The following is a 24,083-nucleotide window of genomic DNA, read 5'->3' as shown; positions in this document are numbered from 1 at the left end:
CCTGACATGTCCACCTTTGACCTGAGCAGGCTCCGCGCGGTGGTCTTCGACACCGACGGGGTGGTCACCGACACGGCCCGGGTGCACGCGGCCGCGTGGAAGCACGTGTTCGACGCCTTCCTGCGGGGCCGGGGGGCGGCGCCGTTCAACATCCGCGCCGACTACCTGGCGTACGTGGACGGCCGGCCGCGGCTCGACGGGGTGCGGACGTTCCTGGCCTCGCGCGGCGTCTCGCTGCCGGAAGGCGGCCCGCGCGACGAGCCGGGGGCGCCGACCGTTCACGGGCTCGGGCTGGCCAAGGACGCGTTGTTCCAGGAGCAGATCGACAAGCACGGTGTGGCCGCGTTCCCCTCGACCGTCGCGCTGCTGCACGAGTTGCGGCGCCGCGGTGCCCGTACGGCGGTGGTCTCGGCCAGCAGGCACTGCCGCGCGGTGGTGGCGTCCGCGGGCCTGCTGCACCTGTTCGACGCGGTGGTCGACGGCAACGACGCGGCCGGGCTGGGGCTGCCGGGCAAGCCGGATCCCGCGCTGTTCCTGGAGGCGGCCCGCCGCCTGCAGGTGTCCGCGGCCGAGGTGGCGGTCGTCGAGGACGCGTTGCCCGGTGTCGAGGCCGGCCGCAGGGGCGGGTTCGGGCTGATCGTCGCGGTGGACAGAAGCGGCTCGCAGGAGGCGGCGATGCGCGCGGCCGGAGCCGACGCGGTGGTGGCCGACCTGGCCGACGCGAGCGTGACCGGGCGGGTGCCCGTGGGGCGGCGATGAACGCCTGGACGCTCGTCTACGAGGGGTTCGATCCCGCCGGCGAGGGGCTGCGCGAGGCGCTGTGCACGCTCGGCAACGGCCGGTTCGCGACGCGGGGGGCCACCCCCGACGGGCGGGCGCGCACCCCGGGCACGTACCTGGCGGGCTGCTACGACCGGCTCGACTCGGTCGTGGCCGGCCGTACGGTGACGAACGAGGACATCGTCAACCTGCCCGACTGGCTGCCGCTGGCGTTCGCCACGCCGGAGTCCGGCTGGTTCCGGCCTGAGGAGGACGGCCTGCTGCGCTACCGGCACGAGCTGGACCTGCGGCACGGCGTGCTGACGCGGGAGCTGCGCTGGCGCGACGGCGCGGGCCGGGTAACGCACGTACGCCAGCGCCGCCTGGTGTCCATGGCCGACCCCGCGCTGGCCGCGCTGGAGACCACGTTCACCGCGGAGAACTGGTCGGGGCCGATGCGGGTGCGCTGCACGCTGGAGGGCCGGGTGGCGAACTGCGGCGTGGCCCGCTACCGCGACCTGCGCGGCGACCATCTCACCGGGCACGAGACGGGCGCGGACAACGGCATGGCCTGGCTGACGGTGACCACGCGCAACGCGCACGTCATGGTGGCGCTGGCCTCCAGGATCGACGGGGACACGCCGTCCGCGCGGCCCACGCTGGGCGGCGACCACATCACCTCCGACCACGTGCTCGACCTGGCCGAGGGCGAGCCGGCCCGGATCACGAAGACCGTGGCGCTGACGAGCTCGCGCGACCCCGCCGGCCACGACCCGCGCTCGTCGGCCCTGCGTCACGTACGCCGCGCGCCGCGCTTCGACGAGCTGCTGGCCCGCCACACGTCGGCGTGGGAGTGCCTGTGGCGGCGGGCCCGGCTCGACGTGGACGGCCCTGAGCTGTCGCAGCTCGTCCACCTGTACGTCTTCCACCTGCTCCAGACGCTCTCCCCGCACACCGCCGACCTCGACGCCGGGGTGCCCGCCAGAGGGCTGCACGGCGAGGCGTACCGGGGGCACGTGTTCTGGGACGAGCTGTTCGTGGAGCCGTGGCTGAACCTGCGTTTTCCCGAGATCTCGCTCGGCCTGCTGCGCTACCGCTGGCGGCGCCTGCCCGAGGCCAGGGACGCGGCCGCGGAGGCCGGGTACGAGGGCGCGATGTTCCCGTGGCAGAGCGGCAGCGACGGGCGCGAGGAGACGCAGAGGCTGCACCTCAATCCCCTCTCCGGCCGCTGGCTGCCGGACAACTCCCACCGCCAGCGCCACGTCGGCCTGGCCATCGCCTACAACGTGTGGCACCACTACCTGGCCACCGGCTCGATGCCGCCGTGGTGCGCGGAGCTGGTGCTCGACATCGCCAGGTTCTTCGCCTCGCTGGCCGAGCTGCGCGACGGCCGCTACGAGATCCGCGGCGTCATGGGCCCCGACGAGTATCACGACGCCTACCCGGGCTCCGACGAACCCGGCGTGGCGAACAACGCCTACACCAACGTCATGACCGTGTGGCTGATGACGCTCGCCCGCGAGACCGCCGTGCTGGCGCCGCAGCTGGCGCCACCGGCCGCCGAGCTGGCCCTCTGGGACGACGTCAGCCGCCGCATGCGGGTCGACTTCCACCACGGCGTCATCAGCCAGTTCACGGGGTACGGCGACCTGCTGGAGCTCGACTGGGAGCGTTATCGCGGCGTGCGCCGCCTGGACCGGGCGCTGGAGGCGGAGGGCGACGACGTCAACCGCTACCAGGCCTCCAAGCAGGCCGACACGCTCATGCTCTGTTACCTGCTGGGCGACGAGCAGCTGACCGCCATCCTGGAACGGCTCGGCTACGCGCCCGACCCCGGCCTGATCTCCAGGACGATCTCCTACTACCTGCGGCGCACCAGCCACGGCTCCACGCTCAGCGCCGTCGTGCACGCCTGGATCCTGGCCCGCCGCAACCGGGAGCGGTCCTGGGAGTTCTTCATCGAGGCCCTCACCGGCGACGTCAGGGACGTGCAGGGCGGCACGACAGCGGAGGGCATCCACCTGGGAGCCATGGGCGGCACGCTCGACCTGCTGCAGAGCTGTTACCTGGGCCTGGAGCTCGAACGGGGCGGGCGGCTGCGGCTGGACCCGCTGGTGCCCGACCGGCTCGGCCTGGTGTGCATGCCGCTGCGTTACCACGGGCGCCAGATCTTCGTCGACGCCGACCATCGCGAGGCGCGCATCAACGGCACCGTGCGCCGCACCTATACGCGAGGAGATGTGATCATGACTGGTACCGGCGATTTCGGACGCCGCATCATTCACCACCGCGAACGTCTCGGCTTGACCCGGGAGCAGGTCGCCGACAAAGCCGACATGTCGCCCGGTTACGTGAAATATCTGGAAGAGAACGCCGACACGCCCGACACCGGCGCCCTCTACCGCCTGGCGGACGCCCTGCAGACCACGGTCGAGGAGCTGCTCGGCGGCGGCCGGGACCGTCCGCCCGGACGCGGCCCCGCCATGGCCCATCCCACCCTGGAGGTGCTGGACCGGGAGGAGTGCCTGCGGCTGATCGAGTCCGGCGGGATCGGGCGGGTGGCCTTCAACGGCTCGCACGGGCCGACGGTGCTGCCCGTCAACTACAAGCTGCACAACGGCGACATCGTCTTCCGCACCGCGGCCGGCGGCGCCATGGACGACGACCTGCGCAGCGGGGTGAAGGGGGTCGACATCATGATCGCCTTCGAGATCGACCGGATCGACGAGGTCAACCGCGAGGGCTGGAGCGTCCTGGTGCAGGGTCCCGCCCACCACGTGCCGGCCGAGGAGGTGGCGGACGCGGCGGGCTCCGGCGTCACCCCGTGGGCGGGCGGCGAGCGGCTCCTCTACGTCCGCATCTCCCCGCGGCAGATCACGGGCCGCCGCATCCACGGCGTGTGACCGCAACTCACGGGGCGCGTACCACGGCGACCGGGCAGTGGGCCCGCTGGAGCACGCCGTGGCTCACCGTGCCGAGCACCGTCGCGGTGAGCCTGCTCAGCCCGCGCGACCCGACCACCGCCAGGTCGGCGTCGCTGGACGCGCGTACCAGCGCGGGAACCGGGTGCCGGTCGACGAAGGAGTCCTCGATCGGCACGTCCGGATACATCTCCCGCCACGGCTCCATCGCCGCCTCCAGTTCCTGGCCGAACCCGGCTCCCGGCAGCGGCCCGTACCCCACGGGGTGGGGCGCCAGCACGGACACCTGGCGGCCGTACACGACCCGGACCCGCGCTCTGCGCGCGTTCGCCTGCTCCAGCGCGTACGCCATGGCCGCGTCGGCGTCGGCGGACCCGTCGTACCCCACCACGACCTCGCCACGTTCCGGCCCGGGCGGCTCGTGCACGATGACCGCGGGGCAGCGTACGTGCCCGGCCAGCGCGAACCCGGTGGAGCCCAGCATCAGGCCGGCGATCGCGCCCCGTCCCCTGCTGCCCAGCACCAGGCTGTCGGCGTCGGCGCCCTCGGTCCGCAGCCGCTCGACCACCGCGCCGGTGATCAGCACGGCCGTCGTCTCCACCTCGGGCGCGATGGCGCGTACCCTCTCGACGGCGTCCGACAGCAGCGCCTCGCAGCGCTCGCTCAGTGTCAGGCGCGTGCCCGCCAGCGGCCGCTCCGGCTGCCACGGCTCGCGTACGTGCACGATCCGCAGCGGCCGCCCGCGCCGCGCGGCGTCGTCCACGGCCCACGTCAGCGCGGTCCAGGCCCGGTCCGTCCCGTCGATCCCGACCACGATCGGTCCGCTCATCGCCGCCCTCCCGTCCGGCCTGTCCCTGTCCCGCACAGCTACCCCGGAGCGGGGAGTCATTCAGCGGCAGCCTGTCGCGCCGAACACCAGGAAGTTGGTCGACTCGTGCTCGTCGAAGTTGTCATCGGAGCCGATCACGAGCGTGCACTCGCCGTCGGCCAGGCGCGGTCCCCAGGCGAGGCTCTCCCAGTTCTGTACCGGGGGCCGGAAGGTGCCCAGGTCGAAGACCAGGCGCTTGGTCACCGCGCGGTACGGCCCGCTCGCCAGTGCGGCCGTCTGCAGCACATTGGTGGCGTCTCGCAGGTTGATCTCGTAGAGCTTCGCGCGGTAGCCGGTGCCCTCGACCCAGGAACGCTCCAGCGCCAGGTAGCGGGACTCGTCGATGGCCAGCAACTCGGACACGCCGGTGTCCGATTGCCCCGTGGGCGGGACGGGCGCGGCGGGCAGCGGGTCGAGCGGGTAGGCGTACTGGCCTTTCAGGGTGCCCTGGCGGCTCCACACGGTCAGCCGCGCGGGCGCGCCGCGTTCGGCCGTCGGCGGCTGCCCGTCCTCGTAGCGCGGGCCCTCGGTCACGGCGGTGATCGTATTCCTGGACACGGCCAGGCCTTCGAACCCGAAATTGCGCCGCGGCCCGGTCTCGCCGGTCGTGAGCTGCAGGTTGTCCGGGAGGGGCAGAGCGCTCGTGTGCCGGCCGCGGTGGTCCATCGAGCGCACCGCCGGGGACGACACCGGAATATCCGGATTTCGGGTGTCCGGTCGATCCCCTTCGTCGCCCCAGAACAGCCGCCGGCTCCACCGGTCGTACCTGATGGACTCCGGATCGGCCGACCCCTGCTTGCCGTAGGCCGGGTACGGTGTCCCGTCGGCCCTGAGCATCGTCGTGACCCCCGTCAGGCGTATTCCGGAGAACGCCCCCGACCGGCGGTCGATGTCGAGCCGCCCGGTGTAGAAGCGGGCCGGGTTGTAGCGCCAGCGGTCGTCGGAGACGAAATACCACGTGTCGGTGCGGGGGTCGCGGTCGATGCCGGACAGACCGCCCACGGTGGTCCCCGCGAACTGCACCAGGTGCGGCACCCGCTGCTCGCCCAGGAAGCGTGTGATCCGGACGGACTCCGGCGGCGCGCTTTCGGCCGCCGCAGGCGGTGCGGCGCTCACCACCATCGTGAACGCGATGGTTATTTCCATTGTTTTCCGCGAACGACCCATATGATCCCCCGTAATTCCACCGGCCGTCGAGCGAAATCGACGGAGGACATGAAATCGCGGATCACCAGGGAAGTCCACGGACGCCAAACTCGCACGTCACCATAGAAATCAGGCAAATTCCCATTTTTCCGGCGCCCGTGCCGCATATCTTCCGGACATTAAGAAATGTCAGGAAGCGTGAGGAGGTGCAGGGTGCCGTCGCGGAGCACCACGGCCGAGACGTCCAGCACGCCGGCGTCGCCGTCGGCCTTCACCGCCGCGCCGGCCCAGGCCCCGGCCGCGCTGCGCGCCCGGTTCCACACCCCGGACCCGGGCACCACGGTCTGCACCTCCAGCCCGCCGTCCGGCAGAGCGGCGCTCGACAGGGCGGTCACCGACCCGTTGGCGTCGATCTTCACCGAGCTCGCCCACACCCCGCCCGTACCGCGCGAGCGGTTCCACACTCCCGCGCCCGGCACCGCGGTCTGCACCTGGAGCGTGCCGTCGGGCAGCCCGGCGGCCGAGAGCGCGTGCACGGCGCCGTTCTCGTCGATCTTGACGGAGCTCTCCCACTCACCGCCGGCGCTCCGCGTGCGGTCCCAGACCCCCGCCCCCGGCACCAGCGTCTGCACGTGCAGGCTGCCGTCCGGCAGGGCCGCCGCCGACACGTCGGAAACGGAACCGTTGCCGTCGATCCTGACCGAGCTCTCCCACTCACCGCGGGCACCCCGCGTGCGGTCCCAGACCCCCGCCATCGGCACCAGCGTCTGCACGTGCAGGGTCCCGTCCGGCAGGGCCGCCGCCGAGATGCGGGAGATCGAGCCGTTGTCGTCGATCCTGACGGCCCGCTCGTCCCACTTCCCGGACGGGCTGCGCCCGCGGTCCCAGACCCCGCTGCCCGGCACGAGGGTGAGCACGTGCAGGCTGCCGTCCGGCAACGCCGCCACGGCCACGTCGGAGATGCCGCCGTTCGCGTCGATCTCGGTCGCGCCGGAAGCCCAGGCGCCCGAGGGGCTGCGGGTGCGCTCCCACACCGTGCCGCGCAGGCTCTGGTCGGCGACGCCGTAGTACGGGCTCCACACGCGCGCCTTGTAGAAGGCCGCGCCCGTGCGCCTGCGCGTCATGGCGGGCGCGAAGAAGTCGACGGTGTCGGTGCACCAGGTGCTGTCGAGGACGGCCCTGCGCTGGATGTCCTCGCGCAGCGTCGGCCGGGCGGGGGTGCCCTCCACGGCGAGCGCCGTCAGGATGTGCTGTCCGGACGCGGGGTCCTGGCCGATGACCCACAGCCGCCTGATCGCCGGGTCCCACAGAGCGGCGTGCGCGTCGGTCAGCTCGAACTCGGCGTACGTGGCCGCGTTCGGCCCCTGCGAGGACGCGTACACCCTGACATAGCCTCCGGTGGAGGCGGCGACCGCGATGTTGCCGTCGGGCAGCAGCTCGGCGGCGTGCAGGTTGCCCGGCAGGATCCGTGCCCACTGGCGGACCCCCTCCGGATAGGACACGATGGCCGCGATGCCCCGGCTGCCTCCGGCCGCGACGACGACGCTCTGCGCGCCGGACGGCCTCGTGCGCAGCTTGAAGCCGGCGATGAGCCCGAACGCCGACACCTCGTCGCCGGAGAACCGGCCGGGCGTGATGCTCGGCTCCCACGACCACTTCACGGCCGCCGGACTGTTCCAGTCGGTGACGGCGGGATCGAAGGCCAGCAGTCTCCTGCCCCTCTGGTCTCCTCCGGCGACCCAGTAGTCGCCCGGCGCCGCGGGGGCGCCCCGGGCGGGGACGGCCAGGCCGGCCAGCATGACGGCGACCATCGATAACACCCGCACGCGCTTCCTCCTTCGACGACGACCCACCGATTATCCGTGGACCGGCCCCGGCGCCCAATGCCGTCGACGCTGCTTCCACGCCGCCTCCCGCACGCGTCGGCGGTCAGTCGTGCGGGGCTAGGGACGGGTGCCGATGACGGCGGTGGCGTCCAGTTTCTCCGAACGCTCGACACGGGCGCGCAGCCCGGCGCCCGCCACGGCCACGGCGGTGGCCTCCGCCTGGCGTTCGCTCGTCTCGACCAGCAGGTGGCCGCCCGGCGCCAGCCACCGCGGCGCCCCGGCGATCACCCGCCGGGCGACGTCGAGGCCGTCGCCTCCTCCGTCGAGCGCCGTCAGCGGCTCGTGCAGCCTGGCCTCGGACGGCAGCAGGCCGATCGACCCCGACGGCACGTACGGCGGGCTGGCGATGAGGAGGCCGACCCGGCCGCGCAACGACGAGGGCAGCGGCTCGAACAGGTCGCCCTCGTGGACGTGCGCGCCCGGGAGGTTGCGCCGGGCACAGCGCACGGCGGCCGGGTCGAGGTCGGCGGCGTGCACCTCGGCCCCGCCTCCCCCGGCGCCGGCGAGCTCGGCGATCACTGCGGCGCCCATCGCGCCCGTGCCGCAGCACAGGTCGAGGATCACGGGTGGGCCCGCGGTCGCGCGGGCCAGTGCGACGGCCCGGCGGACGAGGAACTCCGTGCGCGGCCGGGGCACGAACACCCCCGGCTCGACGACGACGCGCAGGCCGCAGAACTCCGCCCAGCCCAGCACGTGTTCGAGCGGCTCGCCGGCGACCCTCCTGGCGACCATGGCGGCCAGGACCTCGGGGGTCGGTGCGGTGGAGACGAGCAGTGCCGCCTCGTCCTCGGCGAACACGCAGCCTGCGGCGCGCAGCCTCGTGACGATCTCAGCGGTCTGGACGGGTGACGAGAAAACAGACATGGAAGCCTTCCGGGATGCCGATGGGCGCTCCCGCGGTCACCTGATCCCGGTGGTCCGCCTGGCCGGGAAGGGGAGCACCCAGCCTGTCACAGCGGTAATGGGTCTCACCTCCCTGGCCGGTCCGTTCGGGGATGGTCACGCTAGCAGATCCCTGTCGCAAAGGTCCTGTCCGTCCCCCGATCACCGGCCTACATTCATGGTGGAGAGCGGAACGGGGGCACGGCATGGGTCCTGTGGTGATCACTGGCGGTTTCGGGCGGGTGGGCAGCCTGGTGCGGCCCGCGCTGCTGGCGGAGCACCGGCTGCGCGTCGTCGACCGGGTGGCCGGGGCGACTCTGCCCGGCGAGGAGTCCATGGTGGCCGACCTGGCCGAACCAGGGGTGGCCGAGCGGGCGCTGGCCGGGGCGTCCGGGCTGGTCCACCTCGCGGGCGACCCCAGGCCGCACGCGACGTGGGAGGAGGTCTACCGCGCCAACGTGGCGCTCACCCGCCGCGTGCTCGACGCCGCCGCCGGACAGGGCGTGCCACGGGTGGTGCTGGCCAGCACGGTGCACGCCATGGGCGAGTACAACCGGCCGGAGCACCGTCCGGTGGACCCGGCGTGGGAACCCCGGCCCTGCTGCGCGTACGGGCTCAGCAAGGTCATCACGGAGAACCTCGGCCGGCTGCACGCGGAGCTGACCGGCGCTTCCGTGGTCTGCCTGCGGCTCGGCTCGACCGGCTACGCGCTGGACGAGGCGAGGTACCTGGGCATGTGGCTGTCCGGCCGGGACGCGGGCGCGCTGCTGCTGGCGGCGCTGACGGCCGGTCCTGGGTGGAGCGTGCACTTCGGCATGTCGGCCAACACCCGGCGGCACTGGGATCTCGCCTCGGCCGGGAAGCTCGGCTACGAGCCGCGCGACGACAGCGAGCCGTACGCCGGGACCGCCGGGCCGCCCACGGTGATGATCTGCCGCATCTTCGACGGTGCGGACAACCCACCCGCGCAGGCCTGAACGGGGGTCAGGCACCGTCGTGGTGACCGCGCGGCGCGGGGGTCAGGCGGACTTCCCGCGCCGTTCACCGTCGTGGCGGCCGCGCGGCACGAGGGTCGGGCGCAGCGTCACGGGCAGGGAGGCCAGGCGCAGCGTGCCCGGGTCGGGGGTGTACGCGGCGTCACCGGCGAGCGCCAGGCCGGGGAAGCGGCGCAGCAGCGCGCCGAGCGCGGCGCCCGTCTGCACCCGGGCCAGCGAGGCTCCGACGCAGAAGTGCGGGCCGTGCGCGAACCCGAGGTGACCGGACGCCTCCCGCCGGATGTCGAACGTGCCGGGATCGTCGAACACGCGGGGGTCCCGGTTGGCGGCGGCGATCGCGGCGGTGACGGGCTCTCCCTTGGGGATGAGCACGCCGCCGATCTCGACGTCCTCGGCGGGGAAGCGCGGGATCGTCAGCAGCTGGGGGCCGCACCAGCGCATCAGCTCCTCGACGGCGCGCGGCATGAGCTCCGGGCCGGCGCGCAGGGCGGCGAGCTGCTCGGGGTGGCCGAGCAGGGTGACCACGGCGTTGGCGATGAGGTTGACAGGCGTCTGGCCGGCCAGGACCAGCTGCCAGACCATGGTGACCAGCTCGGCCTCGCTGAGCCGGTCGCCGTCCTCCTCCATGACGCGGACGAGGTCGGAGACCAGGTCGTCGCCGGGCTCGGCGATGCCGCGGGCGACGGCCGCCGTGGCGCCCTCCATGATGGCCGGGATGGCCTCCCGCAGGCCCTGGCCGTGCCCGGCGGCGACGGCGGCGCCGTACTCACGCCAGCGGGGGCGGTCGGCGGCGGGGATGCCGACCAGCTCGCAGATCACCTCGATCGGCAGGGGCCGCGCGAAGTGGGCCAGCAGGTCGACGGCGCCGTCCCCGGCGGCGTGCCCGGGCAGCTCGTCGAGGAGGCGGTCGGCGATCCGCTCCATGCGCGGCCCGAACGCGGCGGCCTTGCGCGGCGTGAACGCGGGAGCGACCAGCCGGCGCAGCCGGGAGTGCTCGGAGCCGTTCAGCACGGACATGGTGCGCATGTATCGCCGACAGTGCTCGGGCACGTCGAACTGCAGGTAGCTGTCCACGCTGGTCTTCAGGCGCGGGTCGCTGAGCATCGCCCTGGCCTCCGCGTGCCGCGTCACGGCCCAGAAGGGGCCGAACCCGGGCGCGGCCAGCCGCACCACGGGCGACTGCTCGCGCACCTGGGAGAACGCGGTGAGCGGGTTCCCGAGAACCGCGGGGTCGCTCAGGTCGATCTGGGGCACCTCGGTCATCGCCGCTCCTCACCAATTCACATGATGATGACATCTGGATGGTGAGAGTATCTCGATATGAGGGCGTGCGGCAACCTGAGGACGATGCGGATGCGAACCCGGGAAAATCGTTCGCCGAGGGAACCGGAAGGCGCGGACGTGCGGTCCAAGCCATGGGCGACGTTCACGCCGGCACCCCATCGCGCACCGCCCGCTCAGGTGGCGACGGTGGCCGCGATGGGAAGCCGGCCGAGGCCGCGGGCGGCCCTTCCCGTCCGCCGGCGAGAGCTGGACGCCGCCCCCGCCAACGTCACGACACGCTGCCGTCCAGCACCTTGGCGAGGAAGGCGTCCAGGTTGGCGACGGCCCGCGCGATGCGCTCGTCCACCGTCAGCGACTCGAACCGGGAGCAGTTGACGAAGCAGGCGCGCAGGTCGGGCTCGGCAATCGGTTTCATGCTCTTTCCTTGCGTACGGGATGGCGCTAGGAGGACACGCGCCAGTGGGTGAGCGCGTTGTCGAGCGCGTCGAGGATCTTCTCCCACGAGGCCTGCAGGTCGCGCGGATGGCCGAACCCGCTGCTCGCCTCGATGGCGAAGAACCCCTGGTACGTGCTGCGCAACAGGCGGATGGCATCGGTCAGGTCGGGCTCGGGCAGCCCGTAGCCGCTCAGGTGGGCGTACGTGATGGCCATGATCCGCTGGTGGCCCGAGGAGCCGGCGACGACCTCGGGTTCCACGGGCATCTGGGTGGCCTGGTAGCGGCCGGGACAGTGGCGCGCGAAGTCGCGCCAGGCATTGGCGAACCCCGCCAGCGACTCCTTGCCCGCCCGGCCCGCCGTCGCCGTGGCGAGGCGGTCGGCGAGCTCGCCCGCGGCGCGCACCGCCACCCGGGTGCGCAGGTCGCGCATGTTCTTGACGTGGGAGTAGAGGCTCGCGTCGGCGACGCCGAAGCCGCGCGCCAGCGCGGACAGCGTGATGTTGTCGAACCCGACCACGTCGGCCAGGTCGGCCGCCGCCTCCGTCACCCGGTCAGCGGTCAGTCCGGCACGCGCCATGGGCCACCTCCACTCCGCAAACCTATGCCTCCTAGGTTTTAGCCTAGAGAGGGACGGTCACGCAAGCCGGAGGATCAGAGAGCGGCGGGCAGGACCGGGCGGCCGCGCACCCCCGGGTCGGCGGCGAAGAGGGCGCCGGCGGCGGGCTGCTCGCCCCTGTCGACGTCGAGCGCGGAGGTCGTGATGAACAGCCGGTCAAGGCCGTCGCCGCCGAACGCCACCGCCGTGACCTTGCGTACGGGCAGGGTGACGACCGCGTCGAGCCGGCCGCTCGCGTCGTACCTGTGCACGGCCCCGCCCTGCCAGAGCGCCACCCACACCCCGCCCTCGGCGTCCACGGTCAGCCCGTCGGGCGCCCCCTGGGCCGGGTCGACGACCGCGAACGGCCGCCGCCCGCTCAGCCCGCCGTCCGGGGTGTAGTCGAGCACGTCCACGCGGCCGGTCCCGGTGTCGGCGTAGTAGGCCAGGCTCCCGTCGGGGCTGAAGTCGAACCCGTTGGAGATCGTCACTCCTGGCAGCACCACGCGCAGCTCCCCGCCCGGCCCGGCCACGTAGAACGAGCCGCGCCCCGGGGTGGCGTCGTAGGCCATGCTGCCGATGTAGAAGCGGCCGTCGGGGTCGCAACCGCCCTCGTTCATCCGGATGGCGGGGTCGGTCCACGCCTCGCCCAGGGAACGCAGCGGGGCGTCGAGGTCGTCGGAGTCGGACAGGAGCAGCTCGCGCTCGGCAGCGACGACGTAGCCGCCGGAGACGCGGGGCCGTACGACGGCGGCGAGCGCCCCGGCGTGCCGGCGGCGTACCCCTCCGCCGGCGTCCAGCGCGAGCACGTCACCGGCGAGCATGTCGACCCAGCGCAGCCCGCCCCAGCGGCTCGACCACACGGGCCCCTCGCCGTGCTCGGCGATGGGGTCGGTCACGGTGTACGCGGCGATGGTCATGCGGCTCTCCTCGGCGGGATCACGGGGGCGTGGTCCACGACTCTAACGGCGGCCCGCCGCCAGGCCACGGCGTCAGTACGCCACCGTGAACCTGCACCGGCGATGCCGGGGTCGCTCGGCCTCGTCGAGAAGCGCCACGGCGAGGTCCTCCATGGAGATCACCGAGCGGCCGTCGGCGCCGACCAGCAGCTCGTCGGCGCCGAGCCGGTAGCGGCCGGTGCGCTCGCCCGGCTCCAGCAGCGCCGGCGGGCTCAGGTAGGTCCAGTCGGCGCGCGGGGCCGCGCGGCAGGCGGCGAGCTGGGCTTCGCAGGCCAGCGCGATGGGGCGCCAGGAGGGCGGGAAGTCCGGCGTGTCGACGACGGTGAGCCCGCCCGTGCCGGGCACGGTCAGCCGGGCACGGTCAGCCCGGCCGCGCCGCCGACGAGCAGCAGCCGCACGCCGGTGGCCGAGACCCCGGCCAGCAGGGACTCGGCGGTGCCCACCAGGTCGTGCTCGTGGCCGGGCGCGGGACGGGTGGCGCTGATGACCAGATCCTGCCCGGCGCTGAGCGCGGTGACGTCGCCGATGTCCGACGCGTCGCCGCGGCGGACCTTCGCGCCTGGGTGCGGCAGCGGACGGCGGGCGGGGTCGCGGACGACGGCGGTGACGTCGTGGCCGCGCGACAGCGCCTCGGCCAGCGTCCTGCTGCCGACGGCTCCGGCGGCGCCGAAGAGGGTGATGCGCATGACGGTCAGGATTCCTTTCCCGCGAGTACGGCCTGCGCCGGCCGCGGCCGGGCCGGGCGGAGCTGGGCGGCGACGAGCGCGGCCAGGACGACGACCGCGCCGAACGCCTGGGCGGCGGTGAGGCGCTGGCCGAGCACCAGCCAGCCGAGCGCGGTGGCGACCACGGGGCTGAGCAGGCCGAGGAACGTCACCTGGGTCGCCGACAGCCGTCCCAGTCCCCAGAACCACAGCGCGTAGGCGAAGGCGGAGCCGATGACGGCGAGATAGGCGTACCCGGCGAGGTTGGCGGTCGTGAGGACGGCGGGCGGCGGCCCTTCGACGAGCAGGGCCACGGGGAGCAGCAGCAGGCCGCCGGCGACGAGCTGCCAGCCGGTGGTGGCCAGCAGCGGCGCGGGCGAGCGCCACCGCTTGCTCAGCACGACCCCGGTGGCCATGACGGCGGCGCCGCCGAGGGCCGCGGCGACGCCGAGCGCGTCGAGGCGCGCGTCGGCGCGCAGCACGAGCAGGCCGACCCCCGCCACGCCCGCCACGGCCGCCAGCGCGGTGCGCAGGGACAGGCGCTCGGCGAGCAGCCCGGCCGACAGCAGCGCGACGAGCAGGGGCTGTACGGCCCCGACGGTCGCGGCCACCCCGCCGGGCAGCCGGTAGGCGCCCACGAACAGCAGCGCGAAGAACACCCCGATGTTCAGCGCCCCCAGCACCAGCGAGCGCCACCACCAGATCCCCTCCGGCAGGCGCCTGGTGATCGCCAGGAGGAGCAACCCGGCGGGCAGGGCGCGGATCAGCGCCGCGAGCAGGGGCCGGCCAGGCGGCAGCAACTCGGTGGTGACCAGGTAGGTCGTCCCCCAGATGGAGGGGGTCAACGCGGTCAGCAACACGATTCCCGTTCGATTTCTTAGCACTAAGACAAAGTAGCTCACTACTAAGATACTTGCCTACGTGATGTACCTCACCGCTAAGACATCGCTAGGCTGGAGGAGTGGCAGATCACGTCGACCTCGTGCTTGAACAGTGGGCCGCCCAGCGCCCTGACCTGGACGTCTCCCCGATGGCGGTCATCGGCCGGCTGTCGCGGCTGTCGCGGCTGATCACCGCGGAGCTGCGCCGCACCTTCGACGCCCACGGGCTCGACGCGGCCTCGTTCGACGTGCTGGCCACGCTGCGCCGCAGCGATCCCCCGCACCGGCTGACGCCCGCCGAGCTGATGCGCGCGTCCATGGTCACCTCGGGGGCCATCACGCAGCGGCTCGACCGCCTGGAGGCGCGCGGCCTGGTGACGCGCGCCCCGAGCGACCTGGACGGGCGCGGCGTCCACGTGACCCTCACGGACGAGGGACACACCTTGATCGACGAGGTGCTGCCGCACCACCTCGCGACGGAGCAGCGCGTGCTCGCCGCGCTGCCGGCGGAGCGGCGCGACGACCTCGCCGACACGCTGCGCGCCCTGCTGGAATCCCTCGGCGACACGACCGGCCCCGCCTGAGCCCCGGCGCACCCCGGCCATGCGCGGCGCCCGCTGGTGGACCGCCGCTGGTCGCGGGGTCAGCGGCGGCGGCCGGCGCCGCGCGCTCTTCCTCCGCCCCTGGCGCGGGGCCGGGACGGCCGGTCCTGCGGAGCGGACCAGTGCGCCGGGCGGGTGAGCGCGGCGGGCAGGCGCGTCGCCCGGTCGCCCTTGGCGGAGTCGAGCTGGGGCTGGGTGAGGAAGAGGGCGCCGTCGAGATCGGCTCCCGACAGGTCGGCCCCGCGCAGGTCGGCCCCGATGAGGTCGGCCTGGCGCAGGTCGGCTCCCCTCAGGTCGGCCCCGATCAAGTAAGCCCCGCGCAGGCTGGCCGCGCGCAGGTCGGCGCCGCTCAGGCGGGCGCCGATCAGATCGGCCCCCCGGTGATCCCTGCCGGCACGCCCCGCCCTCACGAGCTCGCTGACCCGCAGCAGCAGCGTGTTGACGCGCACCCGCTCCGCCTCCACGTCGACCTTCTCCAGCTCGCCGGCGCTGCGCAGGGTGAGGCGCTCGGTCGCGGCGAGGGCCTCGGCCAGCTCCGCGTGCACGGGCCGGGCGGCGTCGAGCGCCAGCGCCTCCGCCAGATACCACAGCAGCTCGTGCAACTGCCGCATGACCGGGAACACGGAGTACATCAGCCGGGCCGTGCCGGGCGCCTCCCGCCAGCTCGTGCCCTCGAACGTGACCTGCGAGACCTTCTGCCCCGCCCCGAAGCAGTCGAAGACCGTGCAGCCGCCGAAGCCGCTCTGCCTGAGCCGGTCGTGGATGGAGCAGCGGAAGTCGTCGCGCAGATTGCGGCAGGGCTGGCCGGCGTCCTTGTCGGCGGCGAAGTCGGCCGAGGCCGAGAACGGCAGCGCCACGCAGCACAGCCCGAAGCAGCTCTCACAGTCGGCCAGCAGGCCGAGCTCGCGCGGGTTCGTTCCGGGCAAGTGCAGGTCTCCTCACAGGTGACGGGGTGCGGCCCATCCACCCTAGTCAAGGATGCGTGTACGGCGTCGTGGTGGTGAGCGTGGCGAACCCCAGCCGCTCCAGGATGGGACGACTCTGGCTGGACGCGTCCACCTGCAGGTAGGGGTGGCCGAGCGCGACCGCCTCGCGGGCACGCCAGGCGACCAGCGCGCGGTAGACGCCCCGCCCGCGCCATCCGGGCACGGTGCCGCCGCCCCACAGCCCGGCGAAGCCGGTGCCGGGATACAGGTCCAGCCGGGCGGCGCTGACGGGCTCGTCGCCGGCCAGGGCGAGCACGGCGTTGAGCGTGCCGGCCGCGAGCTGGTCGAGGAGCTGCCTCCTGAGGTGGTCGCCGTGGCGCTCCCCGACGTGGCCGAACGCGCGGTCGTGCACGCCGGCCATCAGCTCCACGCCGTCCGCGCCGGTCACCGGGACCAGGCGTACGCCCTCCGGCTCGGCGGGCGGGCCCGCGGCAATCGCGGCGGACTCGGCCACCATGACCGTCTCCTGCGGCTCGGCGGTGAACCCGGCTGCCAGCAGCCGGTCGCCGAGGTCGGCGGGGCGGTCGTGGGCGTACAGCTTCCACTCGAACGTCAGCCCCAGCGACCCGAAGTGCCGCACCTGCCCGGCGATCGCCGCGTCCGCGTCCCGCTCGTCGAGGCCGGACCACAACACGCCGTTCCAGCCGTGCGCGGGGCCGGTCTGGCGCACCACGCCGTCCACCCGCTCGACCCGCATTCCCGGCCCGTCGGGGCGGGCCTCCCGCCGCAGTTGCCGGTCGAACAGGGCCAGCACGTCGTCATGGTTCACCCGGACACCTCAGCATCCCCTGGACGTGCCGGGCAACCGGTTTACCCGCCGTAACGCCGCTGCCGCGCCGCGAAGCTCCGCAGCGCGCGCAGGAAGTCGATCTCGCGGAAGGCGGGCCAGTACGCCTCGCAGAAGTACAGCTCGGAGTAGGCCGACTGCCAGAGCAGGAAGTTCGACATGCGCTGCTCGCCGCTGGTGCGGATCACCAGGTCGGGGTCGGGCTGCCCGGCGGTGTACAGGTGCGGGGCGATGTCGTCGACGGTCAGCGTCGAGGCCAGCTCCACCATGGACTGCCCCGACTCGGCCCGCTCGTACAGCAGCTCGCGCAGGGCGTCGACGACCTCCTGGCGGCCGCCGTACCCGATGGCCAGGGTGAGGTGGAAGCCGGTGGCGCACGTGCGGGTCGCCTCCACGGCGCTCTTGAGGGCGCGGGCCGTGGTGTCGGGCAACATGTCGAGCATTCCGGCGACGTGGACCTGCCACCGGGCGTCGGGCCGGTCGAGCTGCTCGGCGACCATGCGTTCGATGACACCCAGCAGGGAGGCGACCTCCTCGTCGCCGCGGCGCTGGAGGTTCTCCGTCGAGCAGAGGAACACGGTCAGATGGTTGATGCCCAGCCCTTCGCACCACGCCATGACGTCGGCGATGTGCTCGGCGCCGGCTTTGTGGCCGAGGCCCGGATGCGCCAGGCCCTTCTGCTTGGCCCAGCGCCGGTTGCCGTCGATGATCAGGCCGACGTGGCCCGGGAGCGGGCCCGCCATGACCTGCCGGCGCAGGCGCCGGGCGTAAAAGGCGTGAAGGAGGTCAGTCGTCTGCACCCTCACAGGATGGCGTGCCCGGACGGTCGGTATCGGATCTTTCCGGATTTCCGTCGCTGATCCGTACCAGCTTGTCGGGGTTGGTGACGGCGTAGATGCCGGCCACCTGCTCGCCGTCGGGGGTCAGGTCCAGCACCATCATGCCGAACGGCGCGTCGCCGTCGAACAGCACGGCCGACGGGTCGCCGTTGATCTCCCGGTAGCGCACGTCCAGCCCTTCCGGTACGCGCCCGGGGCCCGCGGCCAGGAGCCTGGCCACCTTGTCACGGCCGTGGACGGGACGCAGGCGGGCGGGCGCGGGGGCCTTGCCTCCGCCGTCCGACCACAACGTCACGTCGGGTGCCAGCAGCCGCAGCAGCGCCGCCAGGTCGCCGCCGAACACCGCCGCCAGGAACTTCTCCGTGGCCTTGCGCCGCACCCCGGGGTCGACGTCGTAGCGGGGGCGCCGGGCGTGGACGTGCTCGCGGGCGCGGTGGGCGAGCTGGCGTACGGCCGCCGGCGTACGGCCGAGGATCCCGGCGATCTCGGTGTGGGCGTAGCCGAACACCTCGTGCAGCAGGAACACGACGCGTTCGAGCGGGGTGAGCGACTGGAGGACCACGAACAGGCCCATCGACACCGACTCGGCCCGCACCGCGGGGTCGGCCGCGTCCTCGCCCTCGGTGACGAACGGCTCGGGCAGCCACGGGCCGACGTACTCCTCGCGCCGCCTGCTGATGCTCGCCTGGCGGGCCAGCGCCGCGTTGACCGCGATCCGCACCAGGTAGGCGCGCGGGCTGGCGACCTGCTCACCGGCGGACGGCGCGCTCCGCCTGGCCCAGGACAACCACGTCTCCTGCAGCACGTCCTCCGCGTCGGCGACGCTGCCGAGCATGTTGTAGACGATGGAGAACAGCAGCTCACGGTGGTCGATGAAGACCTGCGTGGCCTGCTCGTCGGACATCGCGGCGTTCCTCCCTGCGCGGCTTGCGGCTGTCACGGGACATAGAGCCCGTACGCCCCGCGAGTGTGACATCGGCGCGCGAATGTGACGGGGCTCTCCTCCGGCACGCGGGCGGGGAGCGGCGGTTCCAGCGCTCGCCACTCCCCCACCTCCTAACACGTTTCACCTCCATACTCACCGGTACGCGGCCAGGCGTCGCCCCAGCCGGTGTCCCTGGCCAGCCGGTAGAGCCCGCCGTGCCGTCTGGACACCGTCACGCCGCGGACCCCGTCCTCGTCCGTGCACACCCGCAGGGACACCAGGCCCTTGCGCCCGCGCGGATGGCGCAGGACCCTGCCGCCGGCCCGCGGCCACCTCGACGTCGCGGCGGCCACGTAGGAGAACCTCTCGTCCTCGAAGCCGAGGGTGCCCGCCTTGACCCCGCGGTGCAGCGCGCTCCTCGGCAACCGTACGGAGAAGTGGCACCAGTCCTCGCTCTGCCGGATCGGGGACCGTCGTGGGGGCAGGGGGCGACGATGGTCATGCCGCGTCCGGCCAGGATCTCCCGGGCGGTGGCGACGGTGGCGTACCCGGCCGGACGGACGCCCGCCTCCACGTGGTCCCGCTCAGCGCCGGCGAGGCGCGGGCCAGGCGGCGGCCCAGGCCGATGGCGTGCGGGTCGCGTTCGACGACGGTGACCTCCTCGATGGACGGCCAGGTCGTGGCCGCCGCCCAGATGGCCGCCCGGCGAGCGAGGGCGTCAGAGCACCGCTCAAGCTGGAAGGCGTCCGCTTCGAGAAGTCGCCGTGTCCCGGTCGCTGCGCCGCTCGAAAGGCCGCTAGAGGCGACGTTGAGCGCTTGTCCAGCTCATGTTCGTCACCGGCCCGCACGGAGCCCCGGATGGGACCCTGGAGGGGCGCGAACTGGAGGGGCCGTTCGTGCTGCCGCGGCGCGGGCTGGTGCGGGAGGCGGCCGACCGGTGGTTGCGGGCGCGGCTGCCGTGGCGGCCTGAGGTGGTGGCCGAGCCGGAGGGGCACGAGGCGCTGCCGTTCTTGATCATTTGACGCTAAGGGCGGGCGGTTACCGGCGTCGGGCGTGCTTGGCCATGGCGTCCCGGTCGTTGGTCGCCTAACTGAGCAAACCGCGTCGATACCCCTCGCCGACGGCGGCGGCGCGGTCGCGGACGCCGAGTTTGTCGTAGATGTGCAGCAGGTGGGTTTTGATGCTGGCCTCGCTGATGAAAAGTTTGGCGGCCGCCTGGCGATTGGAGGCGCCGTCAGCGACGAGGGCGAGGACCTGCAGTTCGCGGTCGGTGAGGGCCGCCTTGACGGGTCGGCGTACCTGGCCCATCAGGCGGCCGGCGACCGAGGGGGACAGGACCGGCTCGCCGGCGGCGGCGGCGCGGACAGCGCGCAGGAGTTCGTCGGTGGGGGCGTCTTTGAGGAGGTAGCCAGTGGCGCCGGCTTCGATGGCGGGCAGGACGTCGGAGTCGCCGTCGAAGGTGGTCAGGACGAGGACCTTGATGTGAGGGTGGAAGTGGCGCAGGGCGGTGATGGCGGCGACACCGTCCATTTCAGGCATGCGCAGGTCCATGAGGACGATGTCGACCTCGAGTGCGGCAGCGCGGTCGATGCCTTCGCGGCCGTTGGCGGCTTCGCCGGCGACGTAAATGCCGGGTTCGGCTTCGAAGGCGGCGCGCAGGCCGTCGCGGACGATGGGGTGGTCGTCGACGATGAGGAGGCGGATCACCGGGGGGTTCCTTGGAGCGCGGGGACGGTGGCGCTGACGGCGGTGCCTTCGCCGGGCGTGCTCTCAATTTCGAGGGAGCCGCCGACGCCGCGTAGGCGTTGTCTCATGCTGCTGAGGCCGAATCCTTTGCCGTTGGGGTTGTGGTTGCCGGTGCCGTTGTCGCGGATGTCGAGCAGGACGACGGTGCCGGTGTAGGAGAGGGTGAGGCCGGCGCGGGTGGCGCCCGCGTGTTTGGCGACGTTGGCGAGGGCTTCCTGGGCGACGCGGAAGAGGGTGACCTCGATGGCGGGGCTGAGGGGGACGCGGTCGCCGGTCACTTCGACGTGGAGGTTGACGCCGGTGCTCTGGCTCCAGTTGCGGGCCAGGGTGGTCATGGCTTCGGGGAGGTGGGCGTCTTCGAGCTGCTGGGGCTGGAGGGCGGCGACGGAGCGGCGGGCTTCGGTGAGGCTGTCCTGGGCGAGGGTGAGCGCGAGTTTGACGTGGGTGTCGGAGTCCTCGACGCGTTGGGCGGCACGTAGCTGGGTGATGATGCCGGTGAGGCCTTGGGCGAGGGTGTCGTGGATCTCGCGTGCCATGCGCTGGCGTTCGTCGAGGATGCCGGCCTCGTGGGCTTGGGTGAGGAGCTGGGCGTGGAGGTCGGCGTTCTCCTCCAGGGCGGTCTGGAGGTCGTTGACTGCTTTGCGGTATCTGCGCTGCCGGTCCTCGATCTTGATGCCTGCGATGGAGCCGCCGCCGATGGCGACGGTCTGCACAGCGATGATCGCCAGGTAGAAGACGATGAGCTGGATGGTGGCCTGGGTCCAGTCGAGCGATGAGCCGTACAGGACGAAGGAAGTGGCGGCGACGGCGGCGAAGGTCCACTTGGAGGGAGCGAAGTGGGCGGCGAGGAAGAAGCCGGAGATGCAGTAGATGATGAAGCTTGGGTGGTGGAGGGTCAGCAGTGCGGCGGTGGCCAGGACGCCGGCGAAGTGAACGGTGATGACGACCCGGCGCCGGCGCACGGAGGCGGGGATGAGGGTGTGGGCGCCGAGAATCCAGGCGAGGGCCAGGGCGGTGAGCGCGAGGGTACGGGGGATCCCGCCGTTGGCCTGCTCGCGTGAGACCAGGCTGATGACCAGGGAAACAGCGAGGGTGATGTAGGGGACGATCTCGGCGACACGCTCGAAGCGTCGTTCCCAGGCGGAGAGCGGGAAGGGATCGTTCATCCGGGGCGCGCCCTCCTTACGGCGTATGGATGGGTTTCACCTGGTGGTGGCAGGTGAGGGCGAGTTTAGGCGCATGGGGATGAGGATGGCGTAGCCGTACATGAGCAGCCCCAGAGCGATCATGAAGATGATGGTGGGCCATTGCCAGATCGGCGGGAGATGCAGGGCGAGGAACCAGGAACGGTCCCCGATGCCGAAGATCTTCATGACCATCGGCACGAGGCCCTGGGGGAACAGGGGAAGCCAGGCGATGGTGTAGCTGATCGTGACGCCGATGCGGTGCTGGACGGGGAGGTCGGCGGTGGTGGGCTTGTCGGCCTGGGGCGCCGGGCCGTGCTTCATGAGGTTGAGCAGATCGATTCCATGGTTCTCGAGTCTGCGGTACGCGATCCTGCCGAGACCCCAGGCGCTGAGGGCGCCGGTCAGCACACCGGTGGCGATGCCGGCCCAGGGGTGAAGGAGGATGGCGCCGGCCGTGGGCAGGGCGGTGGCTGGGACCGCGACAAGCACGAGGTAGGCGAGGCTGGTTTCGGCGGTTTCGTCGGCGCCGGTGCTGAGCGGGTTGCCGCCGCGCTTGTGGGGGTCGGTGCCGGGGACGAGCGAGGTGACGGCGAGCAGGACGATGAGTCCGGCGCCGCCGCCGAGGAGGGCGGGGAGCAGGCCGAGTACCCACGGCCAGGCCCAGGTCAGGCCGCTGATGGTGGTGCCGGCCAGGGAAAGGGTGACGGCGGCCGGGCCGACGATGAGGAGCCAGGCCAGTTGGCGGCCGCGGACGTCGGTGCGTTCCGCGGCGGGGGTCATGAGGGTGAGCCAGAGGGCGGTGCCGTCGGCGCCGTAGAGGTTGGCCGAGGACGCGGCGGCCATGACGATCGCGATGAGTCCCGCGAAGGGGACCATGATCCAGGCGTCGAGGGCGAGGAGCAGGAGGGGGGTGACGATGGCGTAGGAGAAGGCGGTGGCGAGCAGCTGGATGCGGACGAGGTCACGCCACCAGGCGCGCAGTTCCTTGGCGGCGGCGATGCGGGCGCCGCTGGTGCTGGGAAAGGGGCGGGGCGTGCCGCGGCGGGGCGGCACGCCGCCGCGTGCGGCCGAGACGACGCGTCGTGACAGCAGACTGGCCCAGGCGGCCAGGAGGAGGGCGATCACGCCGGCATTGGCGACGAGGATGGCGAGGGCGAGGGGCCATGAGGCTTCGATGGCGGCCACGCCCCATCCGGAGGGCAGGACGCGCAGGAGGATCTGGGACCAGGAGGCGGTGTCGGTGCCGCCCAGAGCTACGGCGGGTGCCCAGCCGTTGCTGCACAGGGCGATGGCGGTGCCGGTCACGATGCCGACGGCGGCCGCGGTGGCGCGGGATCTGACGAAAAGGCCGATGAGCGCCACGATGACGCGGGAGATCATCACCATCGTGATGAGCGTGGTGACGGCCGCTACCAGGCCGATGAGCACTCCGGCCGGGCCGAAGCGCCAGCCGTACACGGGCAGGGACAGCAGGGCGATGAGGTTGACGGCGGGTGCGGGGCCCGCGAAGGCTCCGGCGAGCAGGGCCGCCGCGATCCGGCCTGGCGTGGCCGGGAGCATGGAGAAGTATTCGGGGCGGAGGGCCTCGCTGCCGCCTCCGATGAAGATGGGGCCGAAGATCCAGCCGCAGAGCCAGCCGGCCAGAGTGAGGGGCAGGTAGGCGGGCCACAGGACGGCGACGGCGATCGTCGCGAAAGCCAGGATCAGCCCGGCCGAGACTCCGGTGTAGAGGTTGGTGGCGTTGTCGCCGCGCAGGGAGTTGCGCATGAGGGCCAGCCGCATGCGGATCATGTGCTGCGCCAGGGCGGCCGGGCTGAGGGTCAGGCCGTGAGCCATGCCAGTCCCTCCGTTCCTCCGGTGCGGGCGCCGACGAGGTGGACGAAGGCGTCCTCCAGGGTTACGGCGCCGCGTACGTCGGCCAGCGGCCCGGCGGCCACGACGCGGCCGTCGGAGATGACGCCCACGTGATCGCAGAGCTGCTCGACGAGGGCCATGACGTGGCTGGAGATGATTATGGAGCCGCCGTTGGCTGCGAACCTGCGCAGGATGGTCTTGATCGTGGCCGCCGAGACGGGGTCGACGGCCTCGAAAGGCTCGTCCAGGACGAGCAGGCGGGGCGCGTGCAGGAGGGCGATGGCCAGGCCGATCTTCTTGCGCATGCCGGTGGAGTACTCGATGACCAGGGTCCGCTCGGCGGAGTCGAGTTCGAGGATCTGGAGGAGTTCGTCGGTGCGCTCGGCGACGACGGCGGGCGGCAGGCCGCGCAGCAGGCCGAGGTAGGTGAGAACCTCGCGGCCGGTGAGCCGTTCCGGCATGGCGTTGCCGTCGGGCAGCACGCCGATCAGTCCCTTGGCCTGAACGGTGTCACGCCAGACGTCGACGCCGAAGATCTCGGCGCCGCCGGCGTCGGGGCGGAGCAGGCCGACGGCCATGGCCAGGGTGGTGGTCTTGCCGGCGCCGTTGGGGCCGACAAGACCGTAGAAGGATCCGGCGGGGACGGTCAGGTGGATGTCGTCGACGGCCAGATGGTCGCCGAAGGCTTTGCGGAGTCCGATGGTGCGCAGAGCGGGCTCCCGGTGTGTTGGCATGCCTTGAAGATCTCGCGGGGGACGGGGCTGGCGGATCGTCCGGCCGGAGAGCGGGATGGTGGATTCCGGCATCAACCGATCGGTTGATGCCGGAAGGAGGCGACCC

The 24,083-nt window shown here is 72.8% G+C and carries 25 protein-coding genes; 5 read left to right on the top strand and 20 right to left on the bottom strand.

Features of this window, described 5'->3' with window-relative positions:
• The first annotated feature begins 6 nt into the window (after positions 1-6).
• The gene (locus tag ABGB01_RS08335; RefSeq protein ID WP_347771933.1) at positions 7-759 is read left to right on the top strand and encodes an HAD-IA family hydrolase; all 753 of its coding nucleotides are present in this window, start codon (positions 7-9) and stop codon (positions 757-759) included.
• Entirely contained in the window at positions 756-3,662 is a 2,907-nt protein-coding gene (locus tag ABGB01_RS08330) for a pyridoxamine 5'-phosphate oxidase family protein (RefSeq protein ID WP_347771931.1), read from the top strand. The genes ABGB01_RS08335 and ABGB01_RS08330 overlap by 4 nt, the downstream gene beginning before the upstream one ends.
• Positions 3,663-3,669: 7 nt before the next feature.
• Here ABGB01_RS08330 and ABGB01_RS08325 read toward each other — a convergent pair whose 3' ends face one another.
• The 4 genes from ABGB01_RS08325 to ABGB01_RS08310 form a co-directional block, all read right to left on the bottom strand.
• Positions 3,670-4,509, bottom strand: coding sequence for a universal stress protein (locus ABGB01_RS08325; RefSeq protein ID WP_347771929.1), 840 nt, complete (start codon positions 4,507-4,509; stop codon positions 3,670-3,672).
• Positions 4,510-4,569: 60 nt separating this feature from the next.
• On the bottom strand, positions 4,570-5,694 hold the full coding sequence (locus ABGB01_RS08320; protein ID WP_347771926.1) for an esterase-like activity of phytase family protein: 1,125 nt from the start codon (positions 5,692-5,694) through the stop codon (positions 4,570-4,572).
• Positions 5,695-5,873: 179 nt separating this feature from the next.
• Positions 5,874-7,520 (bottom strand): hypothetical protein, encoded by a 1,647-nt coding sequence (locus ABGB01_RS08315; RefSeq protein ID WP_347771924.1) that lies wholly within the window; start codon positions 7,518-7,520, stop codon positions 5,874-5,876.
• 117 nt (positions 7,521-7,637) lie between these two features.
• Positions 7,638-8,444 (bottom strand): putative protein N(5)-glutamine methyltransferase, encoded by an 807-nt coding sequence (locus tag ABGB01_RS08310; RefSeq protein WP_347771922.1) that lies wholly within the window; start codon positions 8,442-8,444, stop codon positions 7,638-7,640.
• 224 nt (positions 8,445-8,668) lie between these two features.
• On the opposite strand from ABGB01_RS08310, the gene ABGB01_RS08305 reads away from it, so the two are divergent.
• Positions 8,669-9,439 (top strand): NAD(P)-dependent oxidoreductase, encoded by a 771-nt coding sequence (locus tag ABGB01_RS08305; protein WP_347771920.1) that lies wholly within the window; start codon positions 8,669-8,671, stop codon positions 9,437-9,439.
• Between the two features lie 42 nt (positions 9,440-9,481).
• Here the strand turns inward: ABGB01_RS08305 and ABGB01_RS08300 are convergent, their stop codons facing one another.
• The 7 genes from ABGB01_RS08300 to ABGB01_RS08270 form a co-directional block, all read right to left on the bottom strand.
• The gene (locus ABGB01_RS08300; protein ID WP_347771918.1) at positions 9,482-10,720 is read right to left on the bottom strand and encodes a cytochrome P450; all 1,239 of its coding nucleotides are present in this window, start codon (positions 10,718-10,720) and stop codon (positions 9,482-9,484) included.
• A 289-nt stretch (positions 10,721-11,009) separates the two neighbouring features.
• Complete coding sequence (locus ABGB01_RS08295; protein WP_347771916.1) at positions 11,010-11,156, bottom strand: hypothetical protein; 147 nt, start codon at positions 11,154-11,156, stop codon at positions 11,010-11,012.
• A 26-nt stretch (positions 11,157-11,182) separates the two neighbouring features.
• Complete coding sequence (locus ABGB01_RS08290) at positions 11,183-11,755, bottom strand: WHG domain-containing protein (protein ID WP_347771914.1); 573 nt, start codon at positions 11,753-11,755, stop codon at positions 11,183-11,185.
• Positions 11,756-11,829: 74 nt separating this feature from the next.
• Complete coding sequence (locus tag ABGB01_RS08285; protein WP_347771912.1) at positions 11,830-12,693, bottom strand: SMP-30/gluconolactonase/LRE family protein; 864 nt, start codon at positions 12,691-12,693, stop codon at positions 11,830-11,832.
• 72 nt (positions 12,694-12,765) lie between these two features.
• A complete protein-coding gene (locus ABGB01_RS08280) occupies positions 12,766-13,077 on the bottom strand; it encodes a hypothetical protein (RefSeq protein ID WP_347771910.1) in 312 nt (103 codons plus the stop codon).
• A gap of 2 nt (positions 13,078-13,079) precedes the next feature.
• Positions 13,080-13,418, bottom strand: a complete 339-nt coding sequence (locus tag ABGB01_RS08275; RefSeq protein WP_347771908.1) for an NAD(P)H-binding protein — start codon at positions 13,416-13,418, stop codon at positions 13,080-13,082.
• Positions 13,419-13,423: 5 nt separating this feature from the next.
• Positions 13,424-14,320 (bottom strand): EamA family transporter, encoded by an 897-nt coding sequence (locus ABGB01_RS08270; RefSeq protein ID WP_347771906.1) that lies wholly within the window; start codon positions 14,318-14,320, stop codon positions 13,424-13,426.
• A gap of 77 nt (positions 14,321-14,397) precedes the next feature.
• On the opposite strand from ABGB01_RS08270, the gene ABGB01_RS08265 reads away from it, so the two are divergent.
• Positions 14,398-14,901 carry a MarR family transcriptional regulator gene (locus tag ABGB01_RS08265; RefSeq protein ID WP_347771904.1) on the top strand — a complete coding sequence of 168 codons (504 nt, stop codon included), beginning with the start codon at positions 14,398-14,400 and terminating at the stop codon, positions 14,899-14,901.
• Positions 14,902-14,960: 59 nt separating this feature from the next.
• Here ABGB01_RS08265 and ABGB01_RS08260 read toward each other — a convergent pair whose 3' ends face one another.
• From ABGB01_RS08260 to ABGB01_RS08240, 5 genes are all read right to left on the bottom strand, one after another.
• On the bottom strand, positions 14,961-15,845 hold the full coding sequence (locus tag ABGB01_RS08260; RefSeq protein ID WP_347771902.1) for a pentapeptide repeat-containing protein: 885 nt from the start codon (positions 15,843-15,845) through the stop codon (positions 14,961-14,963).
• A 46-nt stretch (positions 15,846-15,891) separates the two neighbouring features.
• Positions 15,892-16,674 (bottom strand): GNAT family N-acetyltransferase, encoded by a 783-nt coding sequence (locus ABGB01_RS08255; protein ID WP_347771900.1) that lies wholly within the window; start codon positions 16,672-16,674, stop codon positions 15,892-15,894.
• A 41-nt stretch (positions 16,675-16,715) separates the two neighbouring features.
• Entirely contained in the window at positions 16,716-17,435 is a 720-nt protein-coding gene (uppS, locus tag ABGB01_RS08250; RefSeq protein ID WP_347623808.1) for a polyprenyl diphosphate synthase, read from the bottom strand.
• 43 nt (positions 17,436-17,478) lie between these two features.
• Positions 17,479-18,435, bottom strand: coding sequence for an RNA polymerase sigma factor SigJ (sigJ, locus tag ABGB01_RS08245; RefSeq protein ID WP_347771898.1), 957 nt, complete (start codon positions 18,433-18,435; stop codon positions 17,479-17,481).
• Positions 18,436-18,587: 152 nt separating this feature from the next.
• Positions 18,588-18,881 (bottom strand): small ribosomal subunit Rsm22 family protein, encoded by a 294-nt coding sequence (locus ABGB01_RS08240; RefSeq protein WP_347771896.1) that lies wholly within the window; start codon positions 18,879-18,881, stop codon positions 18,588-18,590.
• A 402-nt stretch (positions 18,882-19,283) separates the two neighbouring features.
• Between ABGB01_RS08240 and ABGB01_RS08235 the strand changes: the two genes are divergently transcribed.
• A complete protein-coding gene (locus tag ABGB01_RS08235; RefSeq protein WP_347771894.1) occupies positions 19,284-19,478 on the top strand; it encodes a hypothetical protein in 195 nt (64 codons plus the stop codon).
• A gap of 64 nt (positions 19,479-19,542) precedes the next feature.
• On the opposite strand, the gene ABGB01_RS08230 is transcribed toward ABGB01_RS08235, so the two are convergent.
• From ABGB01_RS08230 to ABGB01_RS08215, 4 genes are read right to left on the bottom strand one after another with little or no spacing between them, the layout of a single operon-like run.
• The gene (locus ABGB01_RS08230; protein ID WP_347771892.1) at positions 19,543-20,163 is read right to left on the bottom strand and encodes a response regulator transcription factor; all 621 of its coding nucleotides are present in this window, start codon (positions 20,161-20,163) and stop codon (positions 19,543-19,545) included.
• Entirely contained in the window at positions 20,160-21,368 is a 1,209-nt protein-coding gene (locus ABGB01_RS08225; RefSeq protein ID WP_347771890.1) for a sensor histidine kinase, read from the bottom strand. The genes ABGB01_RS08230 and ABGB01_RS08225 overlap by 4 nt, the downstream gene beginning before the upstream one ends.
• Positions 21,369-21,404: 36 nt before the next feature.
• The gene (locus ABGB01_RS08220; RefSeq protein ID WP_347771888.1) at positions 21,405-23,225 is read right to left on the bottom strand and encodes a hypothetical protein; all 1,821 of its coding nucleotides are present in this window, start codon (positions 23,223-23,225) and stop codon (positions 21,405-21,407) included.
• Positions 23,210-23,977, bottom strand: a complete 768-nt coding sequence (locus tag ABGB01_RS08215) for an ABC transporter ATP-binding protein (protein ID WP_347771886.1) — start codon at positions 23,975-23,977, stop codon at positions 23,210-23,212. Before ABGB01_RS08215 ends, ABGB01_RS08220 begins: the two co-directional genes overlap by 16 nt.
• Between the last annotated feature and the right edge of the window lie 106 nt (positions 23,978-24,083).

Origin of the sequence: Nonomuraea sp. B5E05, from assembly GCF_039880665.1 — a bacterium.
Lineage (GTDB): Bacteria > Actinomycetota > Actinomycetes > Streptosporangiales > Streptosporangiaceae > Nonomuraea.
The sequence above is the reverse complement of the archived record's forward strand: the minus strand, read 5'-3'. Positions and strand labels throughout refer to the sequence as shown.